Source organism: Achromobacter agilis (assembly GCF_900496965.1).
In the GTDB taxonomy this organism is placed as follows: domain Bacteria; phylum Pseudomonadota; class Gammaproteobacteria; order Burkholderiales; family Burkholderiaceae_B; genus Achromobacter; species Achromobacter agilis.
Genome location: NZ_UFQB01000016.1, coordinates 99,496 through 120,951, shown reverse-complemented (window position 1 = coordinate 120,951; position 21,456 = coordinate 99,496). Strand labels below are relative to the sequence as shown.

Genomic DNA, 21,456 nt, shown 5'->3' with positions numbered 1-21,456 from the left:
CAAGGAACGACCTGTTATGTCTTTACGCTGCACATTCATCGATCATGGCAAGGGCGGCGCGCCCGACTGCATGCGCGTCGCCGAACGCGACATGGAGTCGCCTGTCGGCCGCCAGGTGCTGATCGAGGTTGCCTACGCCGGGGTCAACCGCCCCGACGTGCTGCAACGCTCGGGCGCCTACCCCCCTCCTCCCGGCGCCTCGCCCTACCTGGGGCTGGAGGTGTCCGGCACCGTTATCGCCACGGGCCCCGAGGCCAGCGCCTGGAAAGTAGGCGACCAGGTTTGCGCGCTGACGCCGGGCGGCGGCTATGCCCAGTACTGCCTGGCCGATGAACGCCATTGCCTGCCGGTGCCGCGCGGCCTGGACCTGCTGTCCGCCGCCGCCATCCCCGAGAACTATTTCACTGTCTGGACCAATGTGTTCGACCGCGCCCGCCTCGCGGCCGGCGAACGGTTTCTCGTGCACGGCGGTTCCAGCGGCATCGGCCTGACCGCGATCCAGCTGGCGCGCGCCTTCGGCGCCGAGGTCTGGACCACCGTCGGCAACCAGGACAAGGCGAAAGCCTGCGCGGCCGCCGGCGCGCACCACGCCGTGCTGTACCGCGACGCCGATTTCGAGGCCGAGGTGCGCCAGGGCAGCGGCGGCCACGGCGTGGATGTCATCCTGGACATGGTGGGCGGGTCCTACATCAACAAGAACCTGCGGCTGCTCGCGGTCAATGGGCGGCTGGTGCAGATCGCCTTCCTGGAGGGCAGCAAGGCCGAGATCGACGCCATGCCCATCATGACCAAGCGTCTGCAATTCACGGGATCGACGCTGCGGCCGAGATCTGACGAAGACAAGGGCGCGATCGCTCGGTCGCTGGCCGACAAGGTGCTGCCGCTGATGGAAAAGGGGCAATGCCTGCCGCTGATACACGAGGTGTTCCCGCTGGCCGAGGCGGCGCGGGCGCACGCGCTGATGGAAAGCAGCAAGCACATCGGCAAGATCATGCTGAAGGTGGCCGCATGAGCGCGCCGGGCCATCCCAAGGGCGAATACCGGAATGCGCAGCAGGGAGAGAATCCCGCCAGCGCGCGCTTCAAGGATCAGGTCGCCATCGTGACCGGCGCGGTTGGCGGCATCGGCTCGGCTATCGTCGAGGGATTCCTGGCCGAAGGCGGCCGCGTCGGGCTCGTCGACTTCAATTCCCAAGGCGGGCAAGCCTACGAACAGGAACTGCGCAAGCGCGGCCATGAGGTCTGCTTCGTGCATGCGGACGTCGCGCGCTTCGAGGAATGCCAGGCCGCCTACGACCGCATCACCCGCGACCTCGGCGCGGCCACCATCCTGGTAAACAACGTCGGCATTTCTCCGAAGACGGACGGCCGCGCGCTGAAAGTGTGGGAGATGCCGCCGAAGGAATGGGAAAACGTCGTCTCGGTAAACCTGAACAGCGTGTTCTACATGACGCATCTGGCCACGCCGCACATGGTCAAGCAGCGCCAGGGCCGGGTGATCAATATGTCTTCGGTGGCCGGACGGGCGTATTGCGATATCGTGGCCGCGCATTACGCGGCGACGAAGGCCGGGCTGATCGGCCTCACGCGCCATTGGGCCGCCGAGCTGGGCGAACACCAGGTGACGGTGAACGCCCTGGCGCCGGGCCGCATCAGCACGCCCCTGCTGAAGACCGTGCCCAAGGAAATCAACGACGCCGTGGCGCAGGTGACCGCCCTGCGGCGCCTGGGTACGCCGGAAGAAGTGGCGGACGCCTGCCTGTTTTTCGCCTCGGATCAGGCCCGCTTCGTCACCGGCCAGGTGCTGGACGTGGCCGGCGGCTGGCTGATGACCTAAGGGGGATCAGGGTTGTGTGCCCAGGTGGTACACGACCGTGTCCAGCCGGCTGACGCCCGCGGCCAGGAATTTGGGTTCCTTTTCCAGGATGTCGCGGCGATCGATGATTTTCGCGGGCGACGCGCCCGCGAAAATCGCCTGCACCTCGGCATCGACGACCGAAAACGGCGGCCCGGACATCTCTTCCTGCGGGTAGTCCAGCGTGATCAGCAGCCCCTGGTGGGCGGGCGACAACTGGCCATAGACATGGCGTACGTAGTCGGCGCGCATCGCCTCCGGCAGGGCCACGAGCGCCGCGCGGTCGTAGGCGCCGACGCAATGCGACAGGATCTGCGCATCCAGCTTGAAGATGTCGCCGCAGATGATCTCGATGTTGCCGGCCACGTAATGCTGGCCGTAGATGGATTGGTGCGTGAGCGGCTTGAGCTCGTTTTCCTCGAAGAACTGCTCCACGGCGAGCTGCGAGAGTTCGACGCCCAGCACGGGGTTGCCCTGCGCGGCGAGCCAGATCATGTCGAGCGACTTGCCGCAAAGCGGCACCAGCACCCGGCCCTCTTTGGGCACGCCCAGCGTCGGCCAGTACTTCTGAAGCAGCGGCGTTACCCGCGATTGATGAAAGTGCGTGCGGCCTTCGCGCCACCGTTCCAACCAGAATTCCGCGTCCATACCTAGTCAGCTCCTCCTATGGGTGTTGGGCATTGTAGTTCGCGGGGGCCATCGAGGCGCCTAGATGCGCTGCAGGAAGCTGCCGATATCGTCCACGATGGGCACCACCGCCAGCAGCATCAGCATCAACGCCAGCGGCAGGGTCGAGCCGAAGCCGAAATGGAAGAAGGAATAGGCGCCCGCCACGCCCCCTACGAAAAACAGCGAGACCAGCAGGCTGAGCACGATGAGCTTGCCGCGGTCGGCCCGCACGGCCGGCGTGGCTTGCGCATCGGCGCGGGCCGCATTCCAGTAGAACAGCTTGCCCAGCTCGATCCCGATGTCCGTCACCATGCCCGTGATGTGCGTGGTGCGGATCTCGGAGCGCGAGACTTTGGTGATCATCGCGTTCTGCAGGCCCATGATGTAGCAAAGCAGCATGACGGTGCCCGGCACGTAGAACCAGCGCAGCGTTTCCAGGTTCGCGCCCAGCAGGCCGAACCCCAGCAGCAGTACCGCTTCATACAACAAGGGCAGCGCGTACTCGCTGGCCAGGCGCGAGCGGCGGCCGAAGTTGATCAGGAACGCCGAGCTTGCCGCGCCCGCCAGGAAGGACAGCAGCGCCGCCAGCCCCTGCAAAACCACCACCACCCCGCCCAGCACCATGTTGTCGGCCATCATCGAGACGATGCCGGACATGTGCGACGTGTATTGCTGTACGGCCAGGAAGCCGCCGGCGTTGACCGCGCCGGCGGTGAAGGTCAGGAAGTAGGCCAAGTGCCGGTTGGCCTGTGGGCTGCGGCTGACTGCCGTCAGCCTGCGCAGATAGAGGATAGCCACGCGGGTCCCTTGAATATAAGAACACACTCAGAGCGAGCGTGACATTCTAGGGCTTGTTCCCCGGAAAGCGGCTACGCGGCGTCCGATTCGCGCAACTGCTGGCGCCGAAATTCGCCCTGGCGCACATGCATCCAGCCCGGATACTCTGGCGGCAAGGCGCTGACCGTATCCAGCGCGGCCAGCTCCTCTTCCGTCAGCCGGATGCCGGTGGCAGCCAGGTTGTCGTCCAGCTGCTCTACCCGCTTGGCGCCGATGATGACGCTGGTCACGACCCGCTGGTGCAGCAGCCAGGCGAGCGCCACCTGCGCCACCGACACGCCGCGCGCGTCCGCGATGCGCCGCAGGACATCGATGCTGTCGTAGGCGCGGTCCTGGTCCACCGGCGGGAAGTCGAACTGGGCCCGGCGGCTGCCGGCCTCGGCCGTTCCATCGCGCCCGTATTTGCCGCTGAGCAAGCCGCCGGCGAGCGGGCTCCACACCATCAGGCCGACGCCCTCGCTTTGCAGCATCGGCGCGATCTCGCGCTCGAGGTCGCGGCCCGCGATGGTGTAGTACGCCTGCAGCGACTCGAAGCGCGCCAGCCCCAGGCGCTCGGCGATGCCCAGCGCCTTCATGATCTGCCACGCCGCCCAGTTGGATACGCCGACGTAGCGGACGTGGCCCTGCTGCACCAGATTGTCCAGCGCCCTGACCGTTTCCTCGACCGGCGTGGCGGGATCGAAGCCGTGGATCTGGTAGAGATCGATGTGGTCCAGCTGCAGGCGCGACAGGCTTTTCTTGATGCCGTCCATGATATGCGCGCGCGAATTGCCGCGGGCATTGACGCCGGCGCCGGTCTGGCCGAAGACCTTGGTCGCGACGACGACGTCGTCGCGCGCCACTTTCAGGTCGCGCAGCGCCTGACCGGTGATGCGTTCGGAGCGGCCTTCGGAATAGACGTCGGCCGTATCGATGAAATTGACGCCCGCGTCCAGCGCCCGGCCGACCAGCCGGTTGGCGTCTTCCTGCTGCAGGCTGCCGATCTTGCTCCACAACTCGCCTTCGCCGCCGAAGGTCATGGTTCCCAGGCACAGTTCCGACACGAACAGGCCTGTGCTTCCGAATTTCTTGTACCGCATAATGGGCTCCTTTCAGGGACGCGGCGGGCGGTCTGCCAGCCGGGATCGGAACAGTATGCTTCCCGGCGCGGGCCTGTGCGCTGCTCGATACTGCCCGCTTTTTGCCTGATTCTCCGGCGATACCCCGCCAGCCCCGGGAGAAAGCCCATTCCTCCGGTTTTTTTGCCCATTTCTCTACGCCCGAGGCCAACCCCTGCTTTGACGCCAAGGTTGGGCCTACACTGGCATTCGCCTGATCCTCTGTTGCCCAGCCGGCGCCCGCGCGCCTGGCGGCTCACCTCCCGGAGCCCCCCATGCCACTGACCACCGCCCTTGCCGTCGATCGCGCCGGCCCGCCGGCCGCAGCCGAATACGAGCCGGCGCGGCGCGAACTGCTCTGCACGCTGGAGCGCATGACCGGCAGCCTGGAGGGATCGCTGGATACGCCCATCGAAGGGCTGTACCTGCACCGCCTCTCCCAGCCCACCGGCGCAAAACCCGGGCTGCAGCGGGCGGCGCTGGCGGTCATTGCACAGGGATCCAAGCGCTTGCTCATCGGGGACGAGGCATTCGAGTACGACCCCTTCCACTACCTGATTTCATCGGTCGACCTGCCGGTGGTGGCCAAGGTATCGGTCGCCAGTCCGGAACTGCCTTACCTGGGGCTGCGGCTGGACCTGAACCCCGAGGAAATCACGGAACTGATCAGCGACGAGAACCTGCCTGCGCTGGCCGATACCGAAGCCTCGCGCGCCCTCAGCGTGAACCCGCTGGGCGGCGCCCTGCTGGACGCGGTGTTGCGCCTGCTGCGCCTGCTGGACACGCCTCGAGACATCCCCATTCTTGCGCCCATGGTCAAGCGCGAGCTCCTGTACCGCCTGCTGATGAACGGCCAGGGGGTGGTGCTGCGCCAGTCCGTGCTGCAGGACAGCCAGCTCAACCGGGTGGCCAAGGCCATCCGTATCCTGCGGGACAATTACGCCCAGCCGTTGCGGGTCGAGGAGATCGCCCGCGACGTGCATATGAGCGTGTCGTCGTTGCACCATCACTTCAAACAGGCCACCGCCATGAGCCCGCTGCAATACCAAAAGCATCTGCGCCTGCAGGAAGCGCGGCGGCTCATGCTGACCGACGATGCCGGGGTGGCCCTGGCCGCGCATGCCGTCGGCTACGAAAGCTCGTCCCAGTTCAGCCGGGAATACAGCCGCCTGTTCGGCGCCCCGCCCCTGCGCGACAAGCAGCGCTGGAAAGACGAAACGGCGCTGGCGGCCGCCTGAGGCGCCCCCGTCCCTTACGCCTCGAACACGATCCGCATTCCCGGCAGGTCGATGCCGTCCAGCGTGGTACTCCACGTCTCGCCCGCGTGCACGGGGTAGGCCCGGGTCAGCGTGCCGGTGGTAACCAGTTCACCCGCCTGGATCGCCTCGTCCGCCGGACGCTCGGCCAACGCCGTCAGCAAATGGGCCAGGGCCGCCAACGGACTGCCCAGCACGTTGGCGCCGCAGCCGGTTTCGCGGAGCGTGCCGTTACATGACAGGTCGATCTGGAAACGCGCCAGCCTATCGGCCAGCCCGGGGCCCAAGCTGGTGGGTTCTTTCCGGGGGCCGACGAACAGCGCCCCATGCAAGGCGTTGTCCGCCACGGTATCTGCCGCCTGGAACTGCCAGGCCGGGTAGTGCGATTGCACCAGTTCGAAGCCATGTGCAATCCAATCCACGCAGTCCAGGATGCGGGCCGGATCGCTCGTCTGCGGCGGCTCGGCGCCGAAATGCAGCACGATTTCCGGCTCGATGCGCGGCTCGACGTAGCGGTCCAGCCGGCAGCGGACCTCGCCGCCGTCTTCCAGGACGACCGTATGCGCATAGACCCGGCCCCAGACCGGGAAGTCCACACCCAGCGCCGCCCACATCGCGGGATTGGTGAACCCGATCTTGCGGCCGACCGCCCGCGCGCCTTCCGCCAGCCGCGCCTGGTGGACGCGCGCGGCCACCTCATAGGCCGCGTCCAGGCCGAAACGCGGGTATCTCGCGGAGATCGGGGCAATGGAAGCGGCGTGATCCTGCGCCGCCTTGATATCGCGGGCGAGCGCTGCGGGGGCGGAAGCGGGCATGGCGGCTCCTGGGAAGGTACTCAAATGTAAAGGGAAAAATGCCCGCCCGGCACGCTGGGACAGGAGCCGCCCTGTCGGGCCCCGGCCGTTATGTGCTCCTTCTGACGCCCTATTTTCGGAACGACCGGAGCCTCGCATGCATGACTTGAATGACCTCTACTACTCCAGGAGTACTTCGAGCAATGCCTGTCGATGCTGGCGGGCGCGGAGGCCGCCCAGGAAGTCATCGACCGCACCCGCGCCGAACCGCAAGGCACGATCCGCATGAGCGCGCCGCCCGCGCTGATCTATTACTTCCTGGGCGACCTGGTCGCCCGGTTCATGGTCCAGTGTCCCAAGGTCCACGTATACCTGAAGAGCTTCAGCCGCCCGGTGGATGTGCTGCGCGAAGGGTTCGACATCGCCGTGCGGGTGAGGTTCGGCCCATCGAAAGCAGCGACCTCGTCATGAAGCCCCTGGGCATGAGCTGCCAGAGCCTCGTGGCCAGCCCGGCGCTGGCGCGCAGCATTGCCCTGCCGGCCGACCCGCACACGCTGAGCCAGGAGCCGACGCTGGCGCTGGGCACCGAACAACGCGAATCGCACTGGCACCTGGAAGGGCCCGACGGCTCGCGCCAGATTGTGCCGTTCACCCCGCGCCTGGTGACGGACGACATGCTTGCCTTGAAGCAGGCGGCGCTGCGGGGCGTGGGCGTGGTCGCCCTGCCACTCCTGATGATCCGCGACGAACTGGAGGCCGGCACGCTGGTGGACGTGGGCGCCCCCTGGCAGCCCGAGCCCGGCAGCGTCCATGCGGTCTTTCCCTCCCGCCGGGGCCTGCTGCCCGGGGTGCGGGACCTGCTGGACTTCATGAGGACGGAATACCAGGAGGTCGCCAGGCGCGAACACGACGCGCAAAAAAGCCACGGGCGCCTGGTCCCGTAGCGCCTCACGCATCGTCCGACGAGCGGGACGCAGAAACCTATTTTTCGCGCCTATTCAGCAGGATGCGTTGACCCTAGGATGGTGGGCCCACCCTCCTCATCCGCAGAAGCGCGGGCACACCATCCCACACTAGGAGCCCCTAATGAGCGTCCCTGCCAACTTCAATGGCCAGCGTCCCGTCATCGATCCGGACGACGCCGCCATGGTGCTGATCGACCACCAGAGCGGACTGTTCCAGACCATCGGCGACATGCCGATGACCGAGCTGCGCTCACGCGCCGCCGCGCTGGCCGCCATGGCCACGCTTTCGAAGCTGCCCGTCATCACCACGGCATCGGTGCCTCAGGGCCCGAACGGGCCGCTGATTCCCGAAATCCACGAGAATGCCCCGCACGCGAAATACGTCGCCCGCAAGGGAGAAATCAATGCCTGGGACAACCCCGAATTCGTGGCGGCGGTGAAGGCAACCGGCCGCAAAACCCTGATCATTGCGGGTACCATCACCAGTGTGTGCATGGCGTTTCCCGCCATCAGCGCGGTCGCGGACGGCTACAAGGTTTTTGCCGTGGTCGACGCCTCGGGCACCTATAGCAAGATGGCCCAGGAGATCACCCTGGCGCGCGTCGTCCAGGCCGGCGTCGTACCGATGGACACCGGCGCCGTCGCATCCGAACTGCAACGGACCTGGCACCGTGAAGACGCCGCCAAATGGGCCGAGGTCTACACGAAGATATTCCCGGCCTACCAACTGCTGATCGAAAGCTACGGCAAGGCCCAGGACGTCATCAAGAATGGCGAGGTGCTCGACTCCCAACGTTGAGGCTTGGCCATCCTCCCCAGCGCGCCTCCAGGCGCGCCCCCCCTCCTCTGGAGAACGCTATGACCAAGCCGTATGTGAAACTCGACAAGACCCAGGCTGCGGTGCTGCTGGTCGACCACCAGGTAGGTCTGCTGTCGCTGGTCCGGGACTTCCAGCCCGACCAGTTCAAGAACAATGTCCTGGCCCTGGCCGACCTGGCCGACTATTTCAAGCTGCCCACCATCCTGACCACCAGTTTCGAAGACGGTCCCAACGGCCCGCTGGTGCAGGAACTGAAAGACAAATTCCCGAAAGCGCCCTATATCGCCCGCCCGGGCAACATCAACGCCTGGGACAACGAGGACTTCGTCAAGGCCGTCAAGGCCACGGGCAAGAAGCAACTGATCATCGCTGGGGTCGTCACGGAAGTGTGCGTGGCCTTCCCTGCGCTATCGGCGCTTGAGGAAGGCTTCGACGTGTTCGTCGTCACCGACGCTTCGGGCACCTTCAACGAGGTGACCCGCGATGCGGCATGGCGCCGCATGGAGCAGGCCGGCGCGCAGATGATGAGCTGGTTCGGAGTCGCCTGCGAACTGCACCGCGACTGGCGCAATGACATCGAAGGCCTGGGGACGCTGTTCTCCAACCACATCCCCGACTACCGCAACCTGATGGCGGCCTATTCGACCCTGACGTCGAACCGGTAGGCCTCGAAACCGGGGGCGGCATGCGCCGCCCCCAGCCCGCTATTTCTTGCGGGCGAACGGATAGGCCTGCTGCGCGAGGAAGGTGCCCGGCATGTCGTTGTCCAGGATGCCGTAGTTCTCGGGCAGGCGGTTGCCCACGCCGCGCACCGCGGTGCCGAACAGGTAGTCGATGAACGACAGGTGGGCAGCGTAGTTCCTGTCGATCGCCTCGGTATCCGACGAATGGTGCCAGTGGTGGAAATCCGGGGTCACGATCACGTAGCGCAGCCAGCCCCAGGGCAGCTTCACGTTGGAATGGATCAGCACCGCCTGGAAGCCGACGATGATGATGTAGGCGTCGAGCACCGCTTTCGAGAAGCCCAGCGCGAACAGCACGCCCAGCACCGCCACCCGGGTGATCAGCAATTCCACGATGTGCAGGCGCGAGCCGGCCAGCCAGTCCAGCGTGCGCGTGCTGTGGTGCACGGCGTGTATCCGCCACAGGAACGGCACCTCGTGATAGGCGCGGTGCGCAGCATATTGCACCAGGTCCGCCACCAGCACCGCCAGGAACAATTCCACCAGGTAGGGCAGCGACACGATCGCCTGCTGCAGCGGCTCGTAGGCGGCCCAGGAAAACAGCCGGTGCACGAAGAAATTGATGCACAGCAGCACCGCCCCCACCGACAGGTGGTTGAAGAGGAAGTGCTTCATATCCACCTGCCAACCCGCGCGGAACACCGGCTGGCCGGGGTACAGCGGAAACAGCTTCTCGAAAATGATGAATACGGTGCTGGAAGCCAGCAGGTCCAGGATGAACCAGTCCAGGCCCAGGTAAGGGTGGTTGCCCTTATTGGACGTGGTCACCACAACGTCGCTGCCGCCCGCGGCCACCGCTCCGCACACCAGCACGAAGGCGGCGATATTCAGCCAGCGCTGGCGTCCCAGGACGGTATTGGCAAGCGCGATCGTGCCGGACACCAGCAGCGCGCCGAATAGCAGGCCCCGCATCGCTTCGACGGAATAAAAGCTGCGCAACTCCGGCGTCGTCAGGTAGGCAGGGAAATGGAAGGCCAGCACGCCCAGGACGGCGAGGATCGCCAGGAACAGCGCCATCACGCCGCTGATCATCCCCGTGCCCGGGCGGATTCGCCCGTCCTGCTTGAAAAGCTCGAAGACCTGCCGGTAGATGGGCGCGCGCTGTTTCATTTCACTTTTATGGCTGACCACGGGGAAGCGAGTGTATCCCCGGGCCGGGATCTGCATGTAATCACTCGTGACCAAACCGCACAAACTCCCAGAACGCCACGGTTCGCCTCACTTTCCCTTTGCGCCGCATCAACGCGCCGGCCCGCAGCCCCCGGACGGGCGGTTGACAACGGCACGGGGTTGGCGTGTCATGGAACCGACAACCAGGATCATCAGGCTCGCAGCGCTTCCGCAGTACCCGTCAACCGGTTTTTTCAAGAGGCCCTTATGTTCCCTGAATACCGCCAACTCATTACCCGGCTGAAATCCGAGAACGCGCATTTCTCCGCGCTTTTCCAGCGTCACAATGACCTGGACCAGGAAATCAAGAATATGGAGGCCGGCATCCAGCCGGCATCCGGCAACGAGGTCGAAGTGCTAAAGAAGGAAAAGCTGCAACTGAAGGACAAGCTGTACGGCATCCTGCGCGCGGCGGACCAGGGCGGCAGCTGAGACTGCCGGCTACATCAATTCCAACCCTGCACCCTTGACGACCGAGGCGTATTTCGCCATCTCAGTGCGGAAATACGCCACGGTCTGCTCAGGCGGCATCAGCACGATCTTGTTGTTCTGGACCGCCATCGCCTGCTTGACCTCAGGCGAGTTGAATGCGCGGTCCAGCGCGCCATAAATGCGGCGCACCTCGGCGGCGGGCAGCTTCGCCGGGCCCGCCGCGGCAAACCATCCACCTATTTCGTAATCCGGCAGGCCCTGCTCCCGCAAGGTGGGCAAGTCCGGCAGCGCCGCCATGCGTTCGGCGCCGCACGCGCCCAACGCCTTCAACGCCCCGCTCGTCACCTGCGGCAGTACCGAGGGCAGCGACAGGACGCCGAAATCCACCTGCCCGCTCATCAGGTCCGCCATCATCGGCCCGACGCCCTTGTACGGGATGTGCCTGGCTTTCACGCCGGCCTGCTGCACATACATCTCGGCGGCCAGGTGCAGGATGGTGCCGTTGCCCGAAGACGCATAGTTGTAGCGGCCGGGCTGGCGCTGCAGCAGCGCGGTCAGTTCCTGGATACCCTGCGCCGCGATCTTCTGCGGATTCGCCACCAGCAGGAAAGGCGTCATCCCCACCATGCTGATCGGCGTGATATCCGCCAGCGGGTCGAACGGCAGCGATTTGTACACGCTGGGAAAAATGACATGGTTGTTCGACAGCATGGCCAACGTATAGCCGTCGGGCGCCGAGCGCACCAGCGCCGATGTGCCGACGATCCCGCCCGCCCCCGGCTGGTTCTCGACCACCACCGTATGGCCCAGAGCAGCCGAAAGCGCCGGCCCCGCCGAACGGGTGATCGTATCCACGCCGGATCCCACGCCCACCGGCAGGATGAATTTCACGGGCCTGTCGCTTTGCGCCCGCGACAGGCCCGGCGCGGCCAGTATCGCGGCCCCGAACGCGCCCAGCACCCTTCTGCGGCTCCAACCCGCGACTTGCTTGTCCATGTCTGTCTCCTTTCGTTTTTTTGCCGCCCGCGTCTGCGGTGCGCTTCCCACTACGGATTCAATGCCTCAAGCCGCCGCTCCCTGCTCCCGCAGCGCGGCGATCTCGCCCGCGGCATAGCCCAGGCTTTGCAGCAGGACGTCGGTGTCGGCGCCCAGCACGGGCGGATGCTGCCTGACTCCGAGGCGCCGGCCGTCCATCATCAAGGGGAACAGGGCCGCGCCCGCCATCTGCCCTGCCCGTTCGCCATCCGGCAAGCGGATGTCCGCCAGTCCGCCGGTCGCGCGCAGATGGGGATCGTCATACAGCTCCTCGGGCTTGACGATCGGCGCGAACGGCAGGCCGATGCGCTCGAACACGCTTGCCAGTTCGGCCGCGCTGCGGGAGGCCAGGCGCTTGCGCAGATCGGCCAGCAACGTGGGCCGCATGCGCACGCGGTCGTTGTTCGTCGCCAGCGCCGGATCATGCTTCAGGTCGTCGAACCCGAAGGCGTCGCAGAAAGTCTGCCATTGCGAGTCGCTGACGGCGGCCAGGAAAATCTGTTCGCCGTTCCTGACGGTGAACACGTCATACAGCGCCCAGGCCGATACGCGGTCCGGCATCGGCGCGGAAGGCTGGCCCGTGATCGCGTACTGCAGCATGTGCTGGCCGACCAGGAACACATTGTTTTCGAACAGCGCGGACTGCACCTCTTGGCCCCGTCCCGTAATGCCGCGCTGGATCAGCGCCGCCATGGCCCCGATAGCGCCGAACATGCCGCCCATAATGTCGTTCACGCTGGTGCCGGCGCGCACCGGGTCGCCGGGACGCCCCGTCATGTAGGCCAGCCCGCCCATCATCTGCACCACCTCGTCCAGCGCGGTGCGCATCGCATAGGGGCCGGGCAGGAACCCCTTGTGGCTCACGTAGATGAGCCGGGGGTTCTCCCTGGACAGCGAGGCGTAGTCCAGGCCGTGCCTGGCCATCGTGCCGGGACGGAAATTCTCGGCTACCACGTCGGCGCTCGCCGCGAGCCTGCGCGCGGCCTCGGCCCCAGCGGGCGTCTGGATATCCAGGGCAATGCTCTTCTTGTTGCGGTTGAACATGGGAAAGAAGCCCGCCCCCACCCCCAGCAGGTGGCGGGTCCGGTCGCCCTGCACCGGCTCGACCTTGATCACCTCCGCGCCCAGGTCGGCCAGCACCATCCCGCAGGTGGGCCCCATGACCATGTGGGTGAATTCGACCACGCGCAGGCCGGCCAGCGGCAAGGCGCGAGAAGATTGAGGAGCGGAAGCGTCTGGAATGTTCTGCATGGAATGGCCCGTTGGGAAGCCGGCGGCGCGCTCAGGCGGCCGGGGAACGCGAGGAATAGGTCTTGGGCAGGCCGGCGCGCCACAGCGCGCCGTGCAAGGGCTGGTCCGGCAACCAGCGGCTCGCGGTTTCGCGCAGCGCCAGCAGGCGGTCCAGGTCTACGCCGGTGCCGATGCCCATGCTCTCCAGCATGAACACCAGGTCTTCGGTGCTGACGTTGCCGCTGGCCCCCGGCGCATGCGGACAGCCCCCGATGCCCGCCAGGCAGGCGTCGAACCGAGCCACGCCGGTATCCAGGGCCGCCAACACATTGGCGAGCCCCAGTCCCCGCGTGTCGTGGAAATGCGCGCAGCAGAGCCGGTCGCCGGCGATGCGCCGCGCCTGCGCGAACAGGCGCCGCACCGAGGCCGGATCGGCATAGCCCACGGTGTCTGCCAGGCTCACCCGGTCGGCGCCCGCATCCAGCAACTCACCCAGCAGGCGCAGGACCTCGTCCGGGCGCACCGCGCCCTGCAGCGTGCAGCCAAAGGCCGTGCCGACGCCGCCCTCGATCAGCATCGGCGAACCGGCGGCGTCGCGCGCGGCACGGATCTCCCGCAGCATCGCGACCGCCTCTTGCGGCGTCTTGCGCAGATTCGCCACGCTATGGGCGTGGCTGGCCGACAGCGGCACCAGCATCAGGTCCGCGCCGCTGGACAGCGCGCGTTCCGCGCCCTTCAAATTGGGCACCAGCACCGAAACGGACAGGCCCGGCAGGCGCTTCGCGTGGGCAATCAGTTCGCCGGTATCCGCCAGTTGCGGCAACAGGCGGGCGGGCACGAAAGATCCCACCTCGATTTCGCGCTGCCCGGCGGCATAGGCCGCGTCTATCCATTCGAGCTTGGCGGCGGTCGGCAGCACCACCGGCAGGCTTTGCAGGCCGTCGCGCAGGCCCACTTCTCGGACGATGGCGGCGGCGGGAGGGGACGGGAGGCAATCAGGCGGCATCGCGATGTCAGGTCTATCTGGGAGCAGCCAGTTTAGATATTCTCATTTAATCCACAAGCGCTATTAAGGAACGCCTAAAATTCCGTATTGGAATATCAAGAAAACCGGCTTACACCCATGCGCGACCTGGATATCACGACTTTGCGCCTGTTCGTCTCCGTGTGCGAGACCGGCAACATCGCCCGCGCAGGCCAACGCGCCAACATCGTCGGCTCGGCCATCAGCAAGCGGCTGGCGCAATTGGAAGACACCGTGGGCACCAAGCTGCTGACGCGCAAGCGCCGCGGCGTCGAGCCGACCGCGGCCGGAGAAACGCTGCTCGAGCACGCGCGCGCCATGCTGGCCACCGCCGGACGCGTCGAGCGCGATATGGCCGCGTACGCCAGCGGCGTGAAAGGCCAGGTGCGCATCCTGGCCACTGCTTCCGTGCTCGCCGAATCGCTTGCCGAAGACATCGCTGCGTTCCTGCAGGCCGCCCCCCATCGGAACATCCGCGTGGACATGGAAGAGCGCGTCAGCCAGGAGGTGGTGCGCGGCGTCAAGGACGGCATCGCCAGCCTGGGCATCTGCTGGGACGCCGCCGATTTCCACGGGCTGCACACCCGCCCCTACCGGGGCGACCGCCTTGCCGTCGTTACCGGGCCCGACCATCCCCTGGCCCGCCACGAAGCGGTCTGGTTCGAAGACGCGCTGGAATACGAACACGTCAACATGCCCGCGGCCGGCGCCGTGTTGCGGATGCTGCAAACCGCCGCCAGCCAAAGCGGCAAGACCCTGCGGCACCGGGTAACGGTCAGCAATTTCGATTCGGCCTTCCGTGTGGTGCTGGCCGGCCTGGCGATCAGCGTCGCTCCCGTCGAAGTGGCCTCGCCCTATGCGCTGGCGCATGGATTGCGGGTGCTGCCGCTGAAGGACCCGTGGAGCCGCCGGCGCTTCGCCGTCTGCATGCGCGACGAAAAGAACCTGCCCGCGGCCGCCCGCCTGCTGCTGGATCATCTTGCGGCGGCGGGACGGGACGACGCGCTCCCGGCCTGACCGGCTGCCGGCGCGGAATAATTAGCGGGGCTAAGTACAGATTAGTTTTTTTAGTTTTTCTAATCTCGCCGCACAGACTAGGCTGTCGCCCTTCGCAAAGGGTATCCATGACGACCGCCTTTCTTCCCGGCTTCCTGCTCGGCCTGAGCCTGATCATGGCGATCGGCGCGCAGAACGCCTTCGTCCTGCGCCAGGGATTGCGGCAGGAACACGTCTTTGACGTCTGCCTGACCTGCGCCCTGTCGGACGCCGTCCTGATCGGCGCGGGCGTGGCCGGATTCGGCCTGGCCGTCGCTACCCTTCCCTGGCTGGAACCCGCCCTGCGCTATGGCGGCGCGGCATTCCTGTTCGCCTATGCCGCCCGCAGCCTGATCTCCGCGCTGCGCAGCCGCCACGGCAGCCTGGCGCCGTCGTCCCGGGAAACGGCGGGACGATGGGCCGCGCTGGCGGCCTGCCTGGCCTTCACCTGGCTCAATCCGCACGTCTACCTGGACACTGTGGTCCTGCTCGGCTCGGTATCCAGCCAGTACGACGGCCACAAGCTTGCCTTCGCGCTGGGCGCGATCGCGGCCTCGTTCACTTTTTTCTTCGCCCTGGGCTACGGCGCGCGCCTGCTCCGGCCGGTCTTCGCCGACCCCAAGGCGTGGCGAGTGCTGGATGCATTCGTCGCCGCGGCCATGTTCGCCATCGGCGTGAAGCTGGTGCTGTGAGCCCGGCGCAGGCTACCGGCTCTGGCGCAGCCTGCGCCAGAGCGTGGTGGGGCTGATCCCCAGCATGGCGCAAGCCTCCTGGCGGTTGCCGCCGCAGCGCGCCAGCACCGCGCGGATATGCGCCGCATCGTGCCGCCGCGAGGTATCGGCCAGCGACTCCGCGCGCGTTTCCACCGGCGCGCCGCCAGCCAGTTCGGGCGCGACGTCTCCGACGATGCGCCGCATCTGCGCCCCGGAGAGATCGCCGGGCATCTCGACCAGATACACCGCCAGGCGCTCCAGCACGTTCTCGAGTTCGCGGATATTGCCGGGCCAGGCATACGCCATCAGGGCTGCCTGCGCGGCGGGAGACAACGGCCTGAGCGGCTGCAAGCCGAGGTTCTCCTGGATACGCAGGTAAAGCCGTTGCGCCAGCGGCCAGATATCCTGCCTGCGCTCGCGCAGGGTCGGCATATCGATGCGCAGGATGTTCAAGCGGAAAAACAGGTCCTGGCGGAAATCCCCCGCCGCGACCATGGCCGCCAGGTCGCGGTGGGTGGCGGCGATGATACGCACATTGACCGGCACCGCTTCGCTGCCCCCCACCGGCGTCACCTGGCGTTCCTGCAGCACTCGCAGCAGACGGATCTGCAAGGCGGCCGGCATGTCGCCCACCTCGTCCAGAAAGAGCGTGCCGTTATGAGCCGATTCGAACAGGCCAGGTTTTCCTCCCCGGCGGGCGCCGCTGAACGCCCCATCTTCGTAGCCGAACAGCTCGCTTTCCAACAGGCTTTCGGGGAAGGCCGCGCAGTTGACGGCGATAAACGGGAAGCTGTGGCGTGCGCTGGCCTGATGAATGCCTTGCGCCAGCACTTCCTTGCCCGTGCCGCTTTCGCCGCCGATCAGTACGGTGGAGTCCACTCTGGCATAGCGGCGGCCCAGCATGCGCACCTTCTCGACGGGGGGCGCCGTGCCGAACAAATCGTCCAGCGTGTAGCGCACGGCGTGGGCGCGCATCCGAGCCCGGGTGCGCAGATTGCGGTCGGCGCGGTGGATGGCACCGGCTTCCTGCAAGGTCAGGACGGCGCCTGACAGGCCGGCCCCTGTCGCCAGCGGAATGCGGTTCACAACCACCATCTTGCCGGCCAGGCGATGGACGGACTCGGCCTCGCGCTTGCCGCTGCGCAGCACCTCGTCCAAGGACAGCGCCGGCGAAACCTCCTCCAGCCGGCGTCCGGCCATGCCGGATGCCCTGATGCCCAGCAGGCGTTCGACGGCAGGGTTCAGGGCCTGGATCCGGCCCGACGCGTCGACGGCGGCCACACCTTCGTCCAGGTTAGCCAGCACCGCATTGAGATACTCGCGCCGCCCCGATTCGATCCGCTGCAGCCTGGTGATCTCGATGGCGTCCTCGATGCATGCCCCTATCGTCGCCGGCGAATACACCAGCACCCCCATCAGCCCGATGCGCTCGGCATAGTCCACCAGCAATCCCGAGCCGACGATCACTTCGATACCCTCGCCCTTCAGCGCCTGGACCTGCGCCAGCGCATCATCCGGATCCTGGTAGGTTCGGACCGGAATGTCGAGCGAGAACGTGTTCAGGAATGTCTCCAGCTCGGGATACTGACCGGCCTGCCCCAACAGGGCGACCCGCGGTGAAATGCGGCGGGCCGTGGAAAGCGCGTTCATGACCTCGAAACCGATGATCTTCACCTGCACCACCGGCACGGATACATGGCGCCGCAGGTAAGCGCCATTGAGGCCCGCCGCCACCACCGCATCCACCTGACCCTGCCGCGCCGCCTGATTGATGGCATTGGCGGCCGTCTCGAAGCCCGCCTCGATGAGCTTGAACTCTCCCCGGCCGGCAAAGCGCGGCAGGATCTGCGCGAAACTGCGCGATATCCGCGCCATTCCTATGGCCCAGATGCGAGGCAATGAGGGGGAATCCGGTTCGGTCGATGGCGAAGCTGGAAGCATGGCGGGCCCTGTGGCGGTTGCGCCCGGCTATCTCATCATTGAAATCCATATATTTCAATTTTGAAATTGAAACATCGCCCCTATGTCCCCGCTACGGGAGGAGGCAGGCCTGGTACGCATCTTGCATAAGCAAACCTACCCTCTTCCAACGGAACCCCCATGGCCCTCTCCACCCGCCCTTCCGCCCCCGCAAGCGCCGGCGCGCGCATGCGCCTGGCGATGCAGACCGAACGCCCCTTGCAGATCGTCGGCGCCATCAACGCCAACCACGCGCTGCTGGCCCAGCAAGCCGGCTTCCAGGCTATCTATCTTTCGGGCGGCGGCGTGGCCGCCGGCTCGCTCGGCGTGCCTGACCTTGGCATCGTCGGCCTTGAGGACGTGCTGACCGACGTGCGGCGGATCACCGAGATCTGCCCGCTGCCGCTGACGGTCGACGCCGATACCGGCTTTGGCGCGTCGGCGTTCAATGTGGCGCGCACCACCCGATCGCTGATCGCCGCCGGCGCGGCGGCGATGCAGATCGAAGACCAGGCCGGCGCCAAACGTTGCGGGCACCGGCCGAACAAAGAGGTCGTGACCCTGCCCGAAATGGTGGACCGCATCAAGGCGGCGGTCGACGCCCGCAGCGATCCCGAATTCGTGATCATCGCGCGCACCGATGCGCTGGCCAGCCAGGGCCGGCAAAGCGCCCTGGACCGTCTGGCGGCCTGCATCGAAGCCGGCGCGGACGTCGCCTTTCCCGAGGCGGTACCCGACCTGGAAGGATTCCGTGACTTCGCCCGCGCGCTGCCCGCGCCCATCCTGGCCAACATCACGGAGTTCGGGCAGACGCCCATGCTGACCGTGGACGAGCTCGCCGCGGCCGATGTCGCCATCGCGCTGTATCCCCTGTCGGCCTTCCGCGCCATGAACCGCGCGGCGCAACGGACATACGCGGCCATCCGGCGCGACGGCACGCAGCGCGCCATGCTGGACGAGATGCAGACGCGCATGGAACTCTACGAGAGCATCGGATACTTCACCTACGAGGAGAAGCTCGACGCGCTCTATGCCGGCAAGGCCGCCTGATCCGCCATCGCCCGCCCGAGGGCGGCAAGCAGAACAACACGAACTGGAGACATCGCCATCATGCATTCCTTGCCGGACGACCCATTCCTGCTCGTCTACGACGACAGCGCGGAATACGGACGCCATTTCTCGGTCCCCGCCTTTGCGGCCTCCCATGGGCTGGACGCGCTGCGCCTGCCCTACGTGGCCAAGGTGCTAATCGAAAATGCGCTGCGCCATGAAAGCGCTCCGGGCGGCAGCCGGCCGCGCGCGGAGGCGCTGCTGCGGACCTACCATCCGGATGCGCCCAAACCCCGGACCGGCGAGCCCGCCGACGTCTGGCTGTACCCCACGCGCGTACTGGCCCAGGACGTCAGCGGCATACCCAGCCTGATCGACCTGGCCGCGATGCGCGATGCCATCCAGGCGCGCGGCGGCGACCCGAAACGCATCAATCCGCACATCCCGGTGGACCTGATCGTGGACCACTCGCTGATCGCCGAGCAGGCGGGCCACGCCGGCGCGCGCGCCGCCAACGAGGCCAGCGAATACGCGCAGAACCGCGAGCGCTACGCTTTTCTCAAATGGGCGCAAGGCGCTTTCGACAAGCTGCGCCTGGTTCCTCCGGGCAAGGGAATCCTGCATCAGATCAATATCGAGTACCTGGCCGAAGTCGCCTCGACACGGACCACCGCGCAAGGCGCCCGCGTCACCTGCCCCGACACGCTGGTGGGCACCGACAGCCACACCAGCATGGTCAACGCGCTGGGCGTGCTGGGTTGGGGCGTTGGCGGCATCGAAGCCGAAGCCGCCATGCTGGGCGACGCCCTGGTGCTGCGCGCGCCGGAAACGATCGGGGTCCGCCTGCGCAACCGGCCGGCGCCTGGCGTCACCGCTACCGACATCGTGCTTAGCCTCACCAGTATCCTGCGCCAGGCCAAAGTGGTCGCGCAGTTCGTCGAATTCACCGGCGACGCCCTGGACGGCACGCTGACCCTGGAGGACCGCGCGACCCTGTCCAACATGGCCCCGGAATACGGCTCGACCTGCGCGTACTTTCCCGTGGACGAGGAAACGCTGTCCTATCTGCGGCGCACAGGACGCGAGCCGGAGCACGTAGAGCGGGTGCGGCGGTACGCGCAGGCAGCCGGCCTGTGGCGCGCGGCCGGCGCGCCACAGGCCGGCTACCACCGGATCGTCGACGTGGACCTGGCGCAAATCGGACGCGTGGCCGCCGGACCGAACAAGCCTCAGGAGAAGGTGAGCCTGGCCGAACTGCCGGTGAGCTTCAGAAAGGCAGCGTCCGCCATGCCTGCAACCACCGGCGACGCGCTGCCCGACGGCGCGGTGGTGCTGGCCGCGATCACCAGTTGCACCAATACGTCCAACCCCAGGCTGCTGGTGGCCGCCGGGCTGCTGGCGCGCAAGGCCGTTTCCCTGGGCCTGCGCCCGCAGCCGTGGACCAAGACCTCGTTCACGCCGGGCTCTCGCGTCGTCACCGATTATCTGCAGGCCAGCGGACTGCAGGCCGCGCTGGACGAACTGGGCTTTCATACCGCCGGCTACGGTTGCGCCACCTGCGCCGGCCTCTCCGGCGCGCTGACGTGCGCGGCCGAGCGCGCCATCGCCGCAGGCAATCCCCGCGTAGCCGCGGTGCTCTCGGGCAATCGCAATTTCCCCGGACGCGTCCACCCGCTGGCCCGCGCGAACTACCTGGCGTCTCCCGCGCTGGTCGTCGCCTTCGCCCTGGCCGGTACGGTGGAACGGGACCTCGACACGGAGCCGGTCGGGTGGCGGCCGGATGGTTCGCCCATACATCTGGCCGAGCTGTGGCCCAGCGACGCCGAGATCGACGAAATGGTCTCCGCGCATGTGCGGCCCGGCCTCTTCACGCAACGCTACCGCGATGTGTTCGAGGGGGACCCTGCCTGGCTGGCCCTGCCTGCCGGCACCGGCGCCTGCTACGCCTGGGACGAGCAAAGCCTGTACCTGCGCCGCCCGCCCTATCTGGACGTGCCGCAGCAAGACGGCGCCATCCAGCTCCACGGCGCGCGCGCCCTGATGATCCTGGGCGACTCGGTGACCACCGACCACATCTCGCCCGCCAACGAGATTCCGCCCCAGTCCAGCGCAGGCCGCTACCTCCAGTCCCTGGGCGTGGCGGCCGCCGACCTGCATACCTACCTCGCGCGCCGCGGCAATCACAGAGTGATGATGCGCGCCACCTTCGCGCAGCCCACACTGGCCAATGAACTCCTGCCCCAAGGGCCCGCCGGCGCCACCCGCCACGAGCCTGACGGCGAGACCCTGCCGGTCTATGACGCTGCCATGCGCTACCGGGACGCAGGCGTTGCGGCGATCGTCGTGGCCGGCAAGGACTACGGAACCGGGTCCTCTCGCGACTGGGCGGCCAAGGGCACCCGGCTGCTGGGCGTGCGCGCGGTGATCGCGGAGAGCTTCGAGCGCATCCACCGCTCGAACCTGGTCAATATGGGCGTGCTGCCCCTGCAGTTCCCCGCCGGGACCACGCGCCTGACCCTGGGGCTCGACGGCAGCGAAACCTATGACCTGGACATCGACGCCGGCCTGAGCGCGCAGGGCTCGGTTTCCTGTGTGATCCACAGCGGCGGCGGCGCGCCGCGCCGGCTGCTCCTGGCCTGCCGGCTGGACAACGAGCATGAAGTGCACATCTGGCGGGCCGGCGGCATCCTGCCCGCCGTGCTGCGCCAGGCGCTGGCCGATTCAGGCAGCGCGCAGCAACCATAAGAAGCAGAAGCGAAGTGCCATCACCACA

The 21,456-nt window shown here is 66.9% G+C and carries 20 protein-coding genes and 1 pseudogene; 12 read left to right on the top strand and 9 right to left on the bottom strand.

Going from position 1 to position 21,456, the window contains the following annotated elements; translation table 11 throughout:
• Window positions 1–16: 16 nt before the first annotated feature.
• Both AGI3411_RS18910 and AGI3411_RS18905 read left to right on the top strand, forming a co-directional pair.
• Window positions 17–1,012, top strand: a complete 996-nt coding sequence (locus tag AGI3411_RS18910; protein WP_129528874.1) for an NAD(P)H-quinone oxidoreductase — start codon at window positions 17–19, stop codon at window positions 1,010–1,012.
• Window positions 1,009–1,836, top strand: a complete 828-nt coding sequence (locus AGI3411_RS18905) for an SDR family oxidoreductase (protein WP_244240390.1) — start codon at window positions 1,009–1,011, stop codon at window positions 1,834–1,836. Before AGI3411_RS18910 ends, AGI3411_RS18905 begins: the two co-directional genes overlap by 4 nt.
• Before the next feature lie 6 nt (window positions 1,837–1,842).
• Here AGI3411_RS18905 and AGI3411_RS18900 read toward each other — a convergent pair whose 3' ends face one another.
• The 3 genes and pseudogenes from AGI3411_RS18900 to AGI3411_RS18890 form a co-directional block, all read right to left on the bottom strand.
• Window positions 1,843–2,502 carry a thiopurine S-methyltransferase gene (locus AGI3411_RS18900; RefSeq protein WP_129528873.1) on the bottom strand — a complete coding sequence of 220 codons (660 nt, stop codon included), beginning with the start codon at window positions 2,500–2,502 and terminating at the stop codon, window positions 1,843–1,845.
• An 84-nt stretch (window positions 2,503–2,586) separates the two neighbouring features.
• Window positions 2,587–3,321 (bottom strand): annotated as a pseudogene (locus tag AGI3411_RS18895) (YoaK family protein); the annotation flags it as partial.
• A 71-nt stretch (window positions 3,322–3,392) separates the two neighbouring features.
• Window positions 3,393–4,439 (bottom strand): aldo/keto reductase, encoded by a 1,047-nt coding sequence (locus AGI3411_RS18890; RefSeq protein ID WP_129528871.1) that lies wholly within the window; start codon window positions 4,437–4,439, stop codon window positions 3,393–3,395.
• 293 nt (window positions 4,440–4,732) lie between these two features.
• On the opposite strand from AGI3411_RS18890, the gene AGI3411_RS18885 reads away from it, so the two are divergent.
• A complete protein-coding gene (locus AGI3411_RS18885) occupies window positions 4,733–5,695 on the top strand; it encodes an AraC family transcriptional regulator (protein WP_129528870.1) in 963 nt (320 codons plus the stop codon).
• Window positions 5,696–5,709: 14 nt separating this feature from the next.
• Here the strand turns inward: AGI3411_RS18885 and AGI3411_RS18880 are convergent, their stop codons facing one another.
• Window positions 5,710–6,528: a 2-keto-4-pentenoate hydratase gene (locus tag AGI3411_RS18880; protein ID WP_129528869.1), complete on the bottom strand. Its 819-nt coding sequence runs from the start codon at window positions 6,526–6,528 to the stop codon at window positions 5,710–5,712.
• A gap of 192 nt (window positions 6,529–6,720) precedes the next feature.
• On the opposite strand from AGI3411_RS18880, the gene AGI3411_RS30415 reads away from it, so the two are divergent.
• The 4 genes from AGI3411_RS30415 to ycaC all read left to right on the top strand — a co-directional run bounded on the left by AGI3411_RS30415 (window position 6,721) and on the right by ycaC (window position 8,957).
• On the top strand, window positions 6,721–6,978 hold the full coding sequence (locus tag AGI3411_RS30415; protein WP_244240389.1) for a LysR substrate-binding domain-containing protein: 258 nt from the start codon (window positions 6,721–6,723) through the stop codon (window positions 6,976–6,978).
• Window positions 6,975–7,451 (top strand): LysR substrate-binding domain-containing protein, encoded by a 477-nt coding sequence (locus AGI3411_RS30410; RefSeq protein ID WP_244240388.1) that lies wholly within the window; start codon window positions 6,975–6,977, stop codon window positions 7,449–7,451. Before AGI3411_RS30415 ends, AGI3411_RS30410 begins: the two co-directional genes overlap by 4 nt.
• 142 nt (window positions 7,452–7,593) lie before the next feature.
• On the top strand, window positions 7,594–8,271 hold the full coding sequence (locus AGI3411_RS18870) for an isochorismatase family protein (protein WP_129528868.1): 678 nt from the start codon (window positions 7,594–7,596) through the stop codon (window positions 8,269–8,271).
• Between the two features lie 59 nt (window positions 8,272–8,330).
• Window positions 8,331–8,957 (top strand): isochorismate family cysteine hydrolase YcaC, encoded by a 627-nt coding sequence (gene ycaC, locus AGI3411_RS18865; protein WP_129528867.1) that lies wholly within the window; start codon window positions 8,331–8,333, stop codon window positions 8,955–8,957.
• 39 nt (window positions 8,958–8,996) lie between these two features.
• Here the strand turns inward: ycaC and AGI3411_RS18860 are convergent, their stop codons facing one another.
• Window positions 8,997–10,145, bottom strand: coding sequence for a sterol desaturase family protein (locus AGI3411_RS18860; protein ID WP_129528866.1), 1,149 nt, complete (start codon window positions 10,143–10,145; stop codon window positions 8,997–8,999).
• A 267-nt stretch (window positions 10,146–10,412) separates the two neighbouring features.
• Here AGI3411_RS18860 and AGI3411_RS18855 point away from each other — a divergent pair, with 267 nt between their 5' ends.
• Entirely contained in the window at window positions 10,413–10,637 is a 225-nt protein-coding gene (locus AGI3411_RS18855) for an HP1242/YdcH family protein (protein ID WP_129528865.1), read from the top strand.
• 9 nt (window positions 10,638–10,646) lie between these two features.
• On the opposite strand, the gene AGI3411_RS18850 is transcribed toward AGI3411_RS18855, so the two are convergent.
• From AGI3411_RS18850 to AGI3411_RS18840, 3 genes are all read right to left on the bottom strand, one after another.
• Window positions 10,647–11,633 (bottom strand): Bug family tripartite tricarboxylate transporter substrate binding protein, encoded by a 987-nt coding sequence (locus tag AGI3411_RS18850; RefSeq protein WP_129528864.1) that lies wholly within the window; start codon window positions 11,631–11,633, stop codon window positions 10,647–10,649.
• Window positions 11,634–11,699: 66 nt separating this feature from the next.
• Window positions 11,700–12,923 (bottom strand): CaiB/BaiF CoA transferase family protein, encoded by a 1,224-nt coding sequence (locus AGI3411_RS18845; protein WP_129528863.1) that lies wholly within the window; start codon window positions 12,921–12,923, stop codon window positions 11,700–11,702.
• Between the two features lie 31 nt (window positions 12,924–12,954).
• Window positions 12,955–13,908 carry a hydroxymethylglutaryl-CoA lyase gene (locus AGI3411_RS18840; protein WP_129528862.1) on the bottom strand — a complete coding sequence of 318 codons (954 nt, stop codon included), beginning with the start codon at window positions 13,906–13,908 and terminating at the stop codon, window positions 12,955–12,957.
• A 117-nt stretch (window positions 13,909–14,025) separates the two neighbouring features.
• Here AGI3411_RS18840 and AGI3411_RS18835 point away from each other — a divergent pair, with 117 nt between their 5' ends.
• Window positions 14,026–14,943, top strand: a complete 918-nt coding sequence (locus tag AGI3411_RS18835) for a LysR family transcriptional regulator (RefSeq protein ID WP_129528861.1) — start codon at window positions 14,026–14,028, stop codon at window positions 14,941–14,943.
• Window positions 14,944–15,050: 107 nt separating this feature from the next.
• Window positions 15,051–15,653 carry a LysE/ArgO family amino acid transporter gene (locus AGI3411_RS18830; RefSeq protein ID WP_129528860.1) on the top strand — a complete coding sequence of 201 codons (603 nt, stop codon included), beginning with the start codon at window positions 15,051–15,053 and terminating at the stop codon, window positions 15,651–15,653.
• 12 nt (window positions 15,654–15,665) lie between these two features.
• Here the strand turns inward: AGI3411_RS18830 and prpR are convergent, their stop codons facing one another.
• Window positions 15,666–17,549 (bottom strand): propionate catabolism operon regulatory protein PrpR, encoded by a 1,884-nt coding sequence (prpR, locus tag AGI3411_RS18825; RefSeq protein WP_425265358.1) that lies wholly within the window; start codon window positions 17,547–17,549, stop codon window positions 15,666–15,668.
• 225 nt (window positions 17,550–17,774) lie between these two features.
• Between prpR and prpB the strand changes: the two genes are divergently transcribed.
• The gene (gene prpB / locus AGI3411_RS18820; protein WP_129528858.1) at window positions 17,775–18,683 is read left to right on the top strand and encodes a methylisocitrate lyase; all 909 of its coding nucleotides are present in this window, start codon (window positions 17,775–17,777) and stop codon (window positions 18,681–18,683) included.
• Window positions 18,684–18,743: 60 nt separating this feature from the next.
• Window positions 18,744–21,428 (top strand): aconitate hydratase AcnA, encoded by a 2,685-nt coding sequence (gene acnA, locus AGI3411_RS18815; RefSeq protein WP_129528857.1) that lies wholly within the window; start codon window positions 18,744–18,746, stop codon window positions 21,426–21,428.
• Window positions 21,429–21,456: the final 28 nt, after the last annotated feature.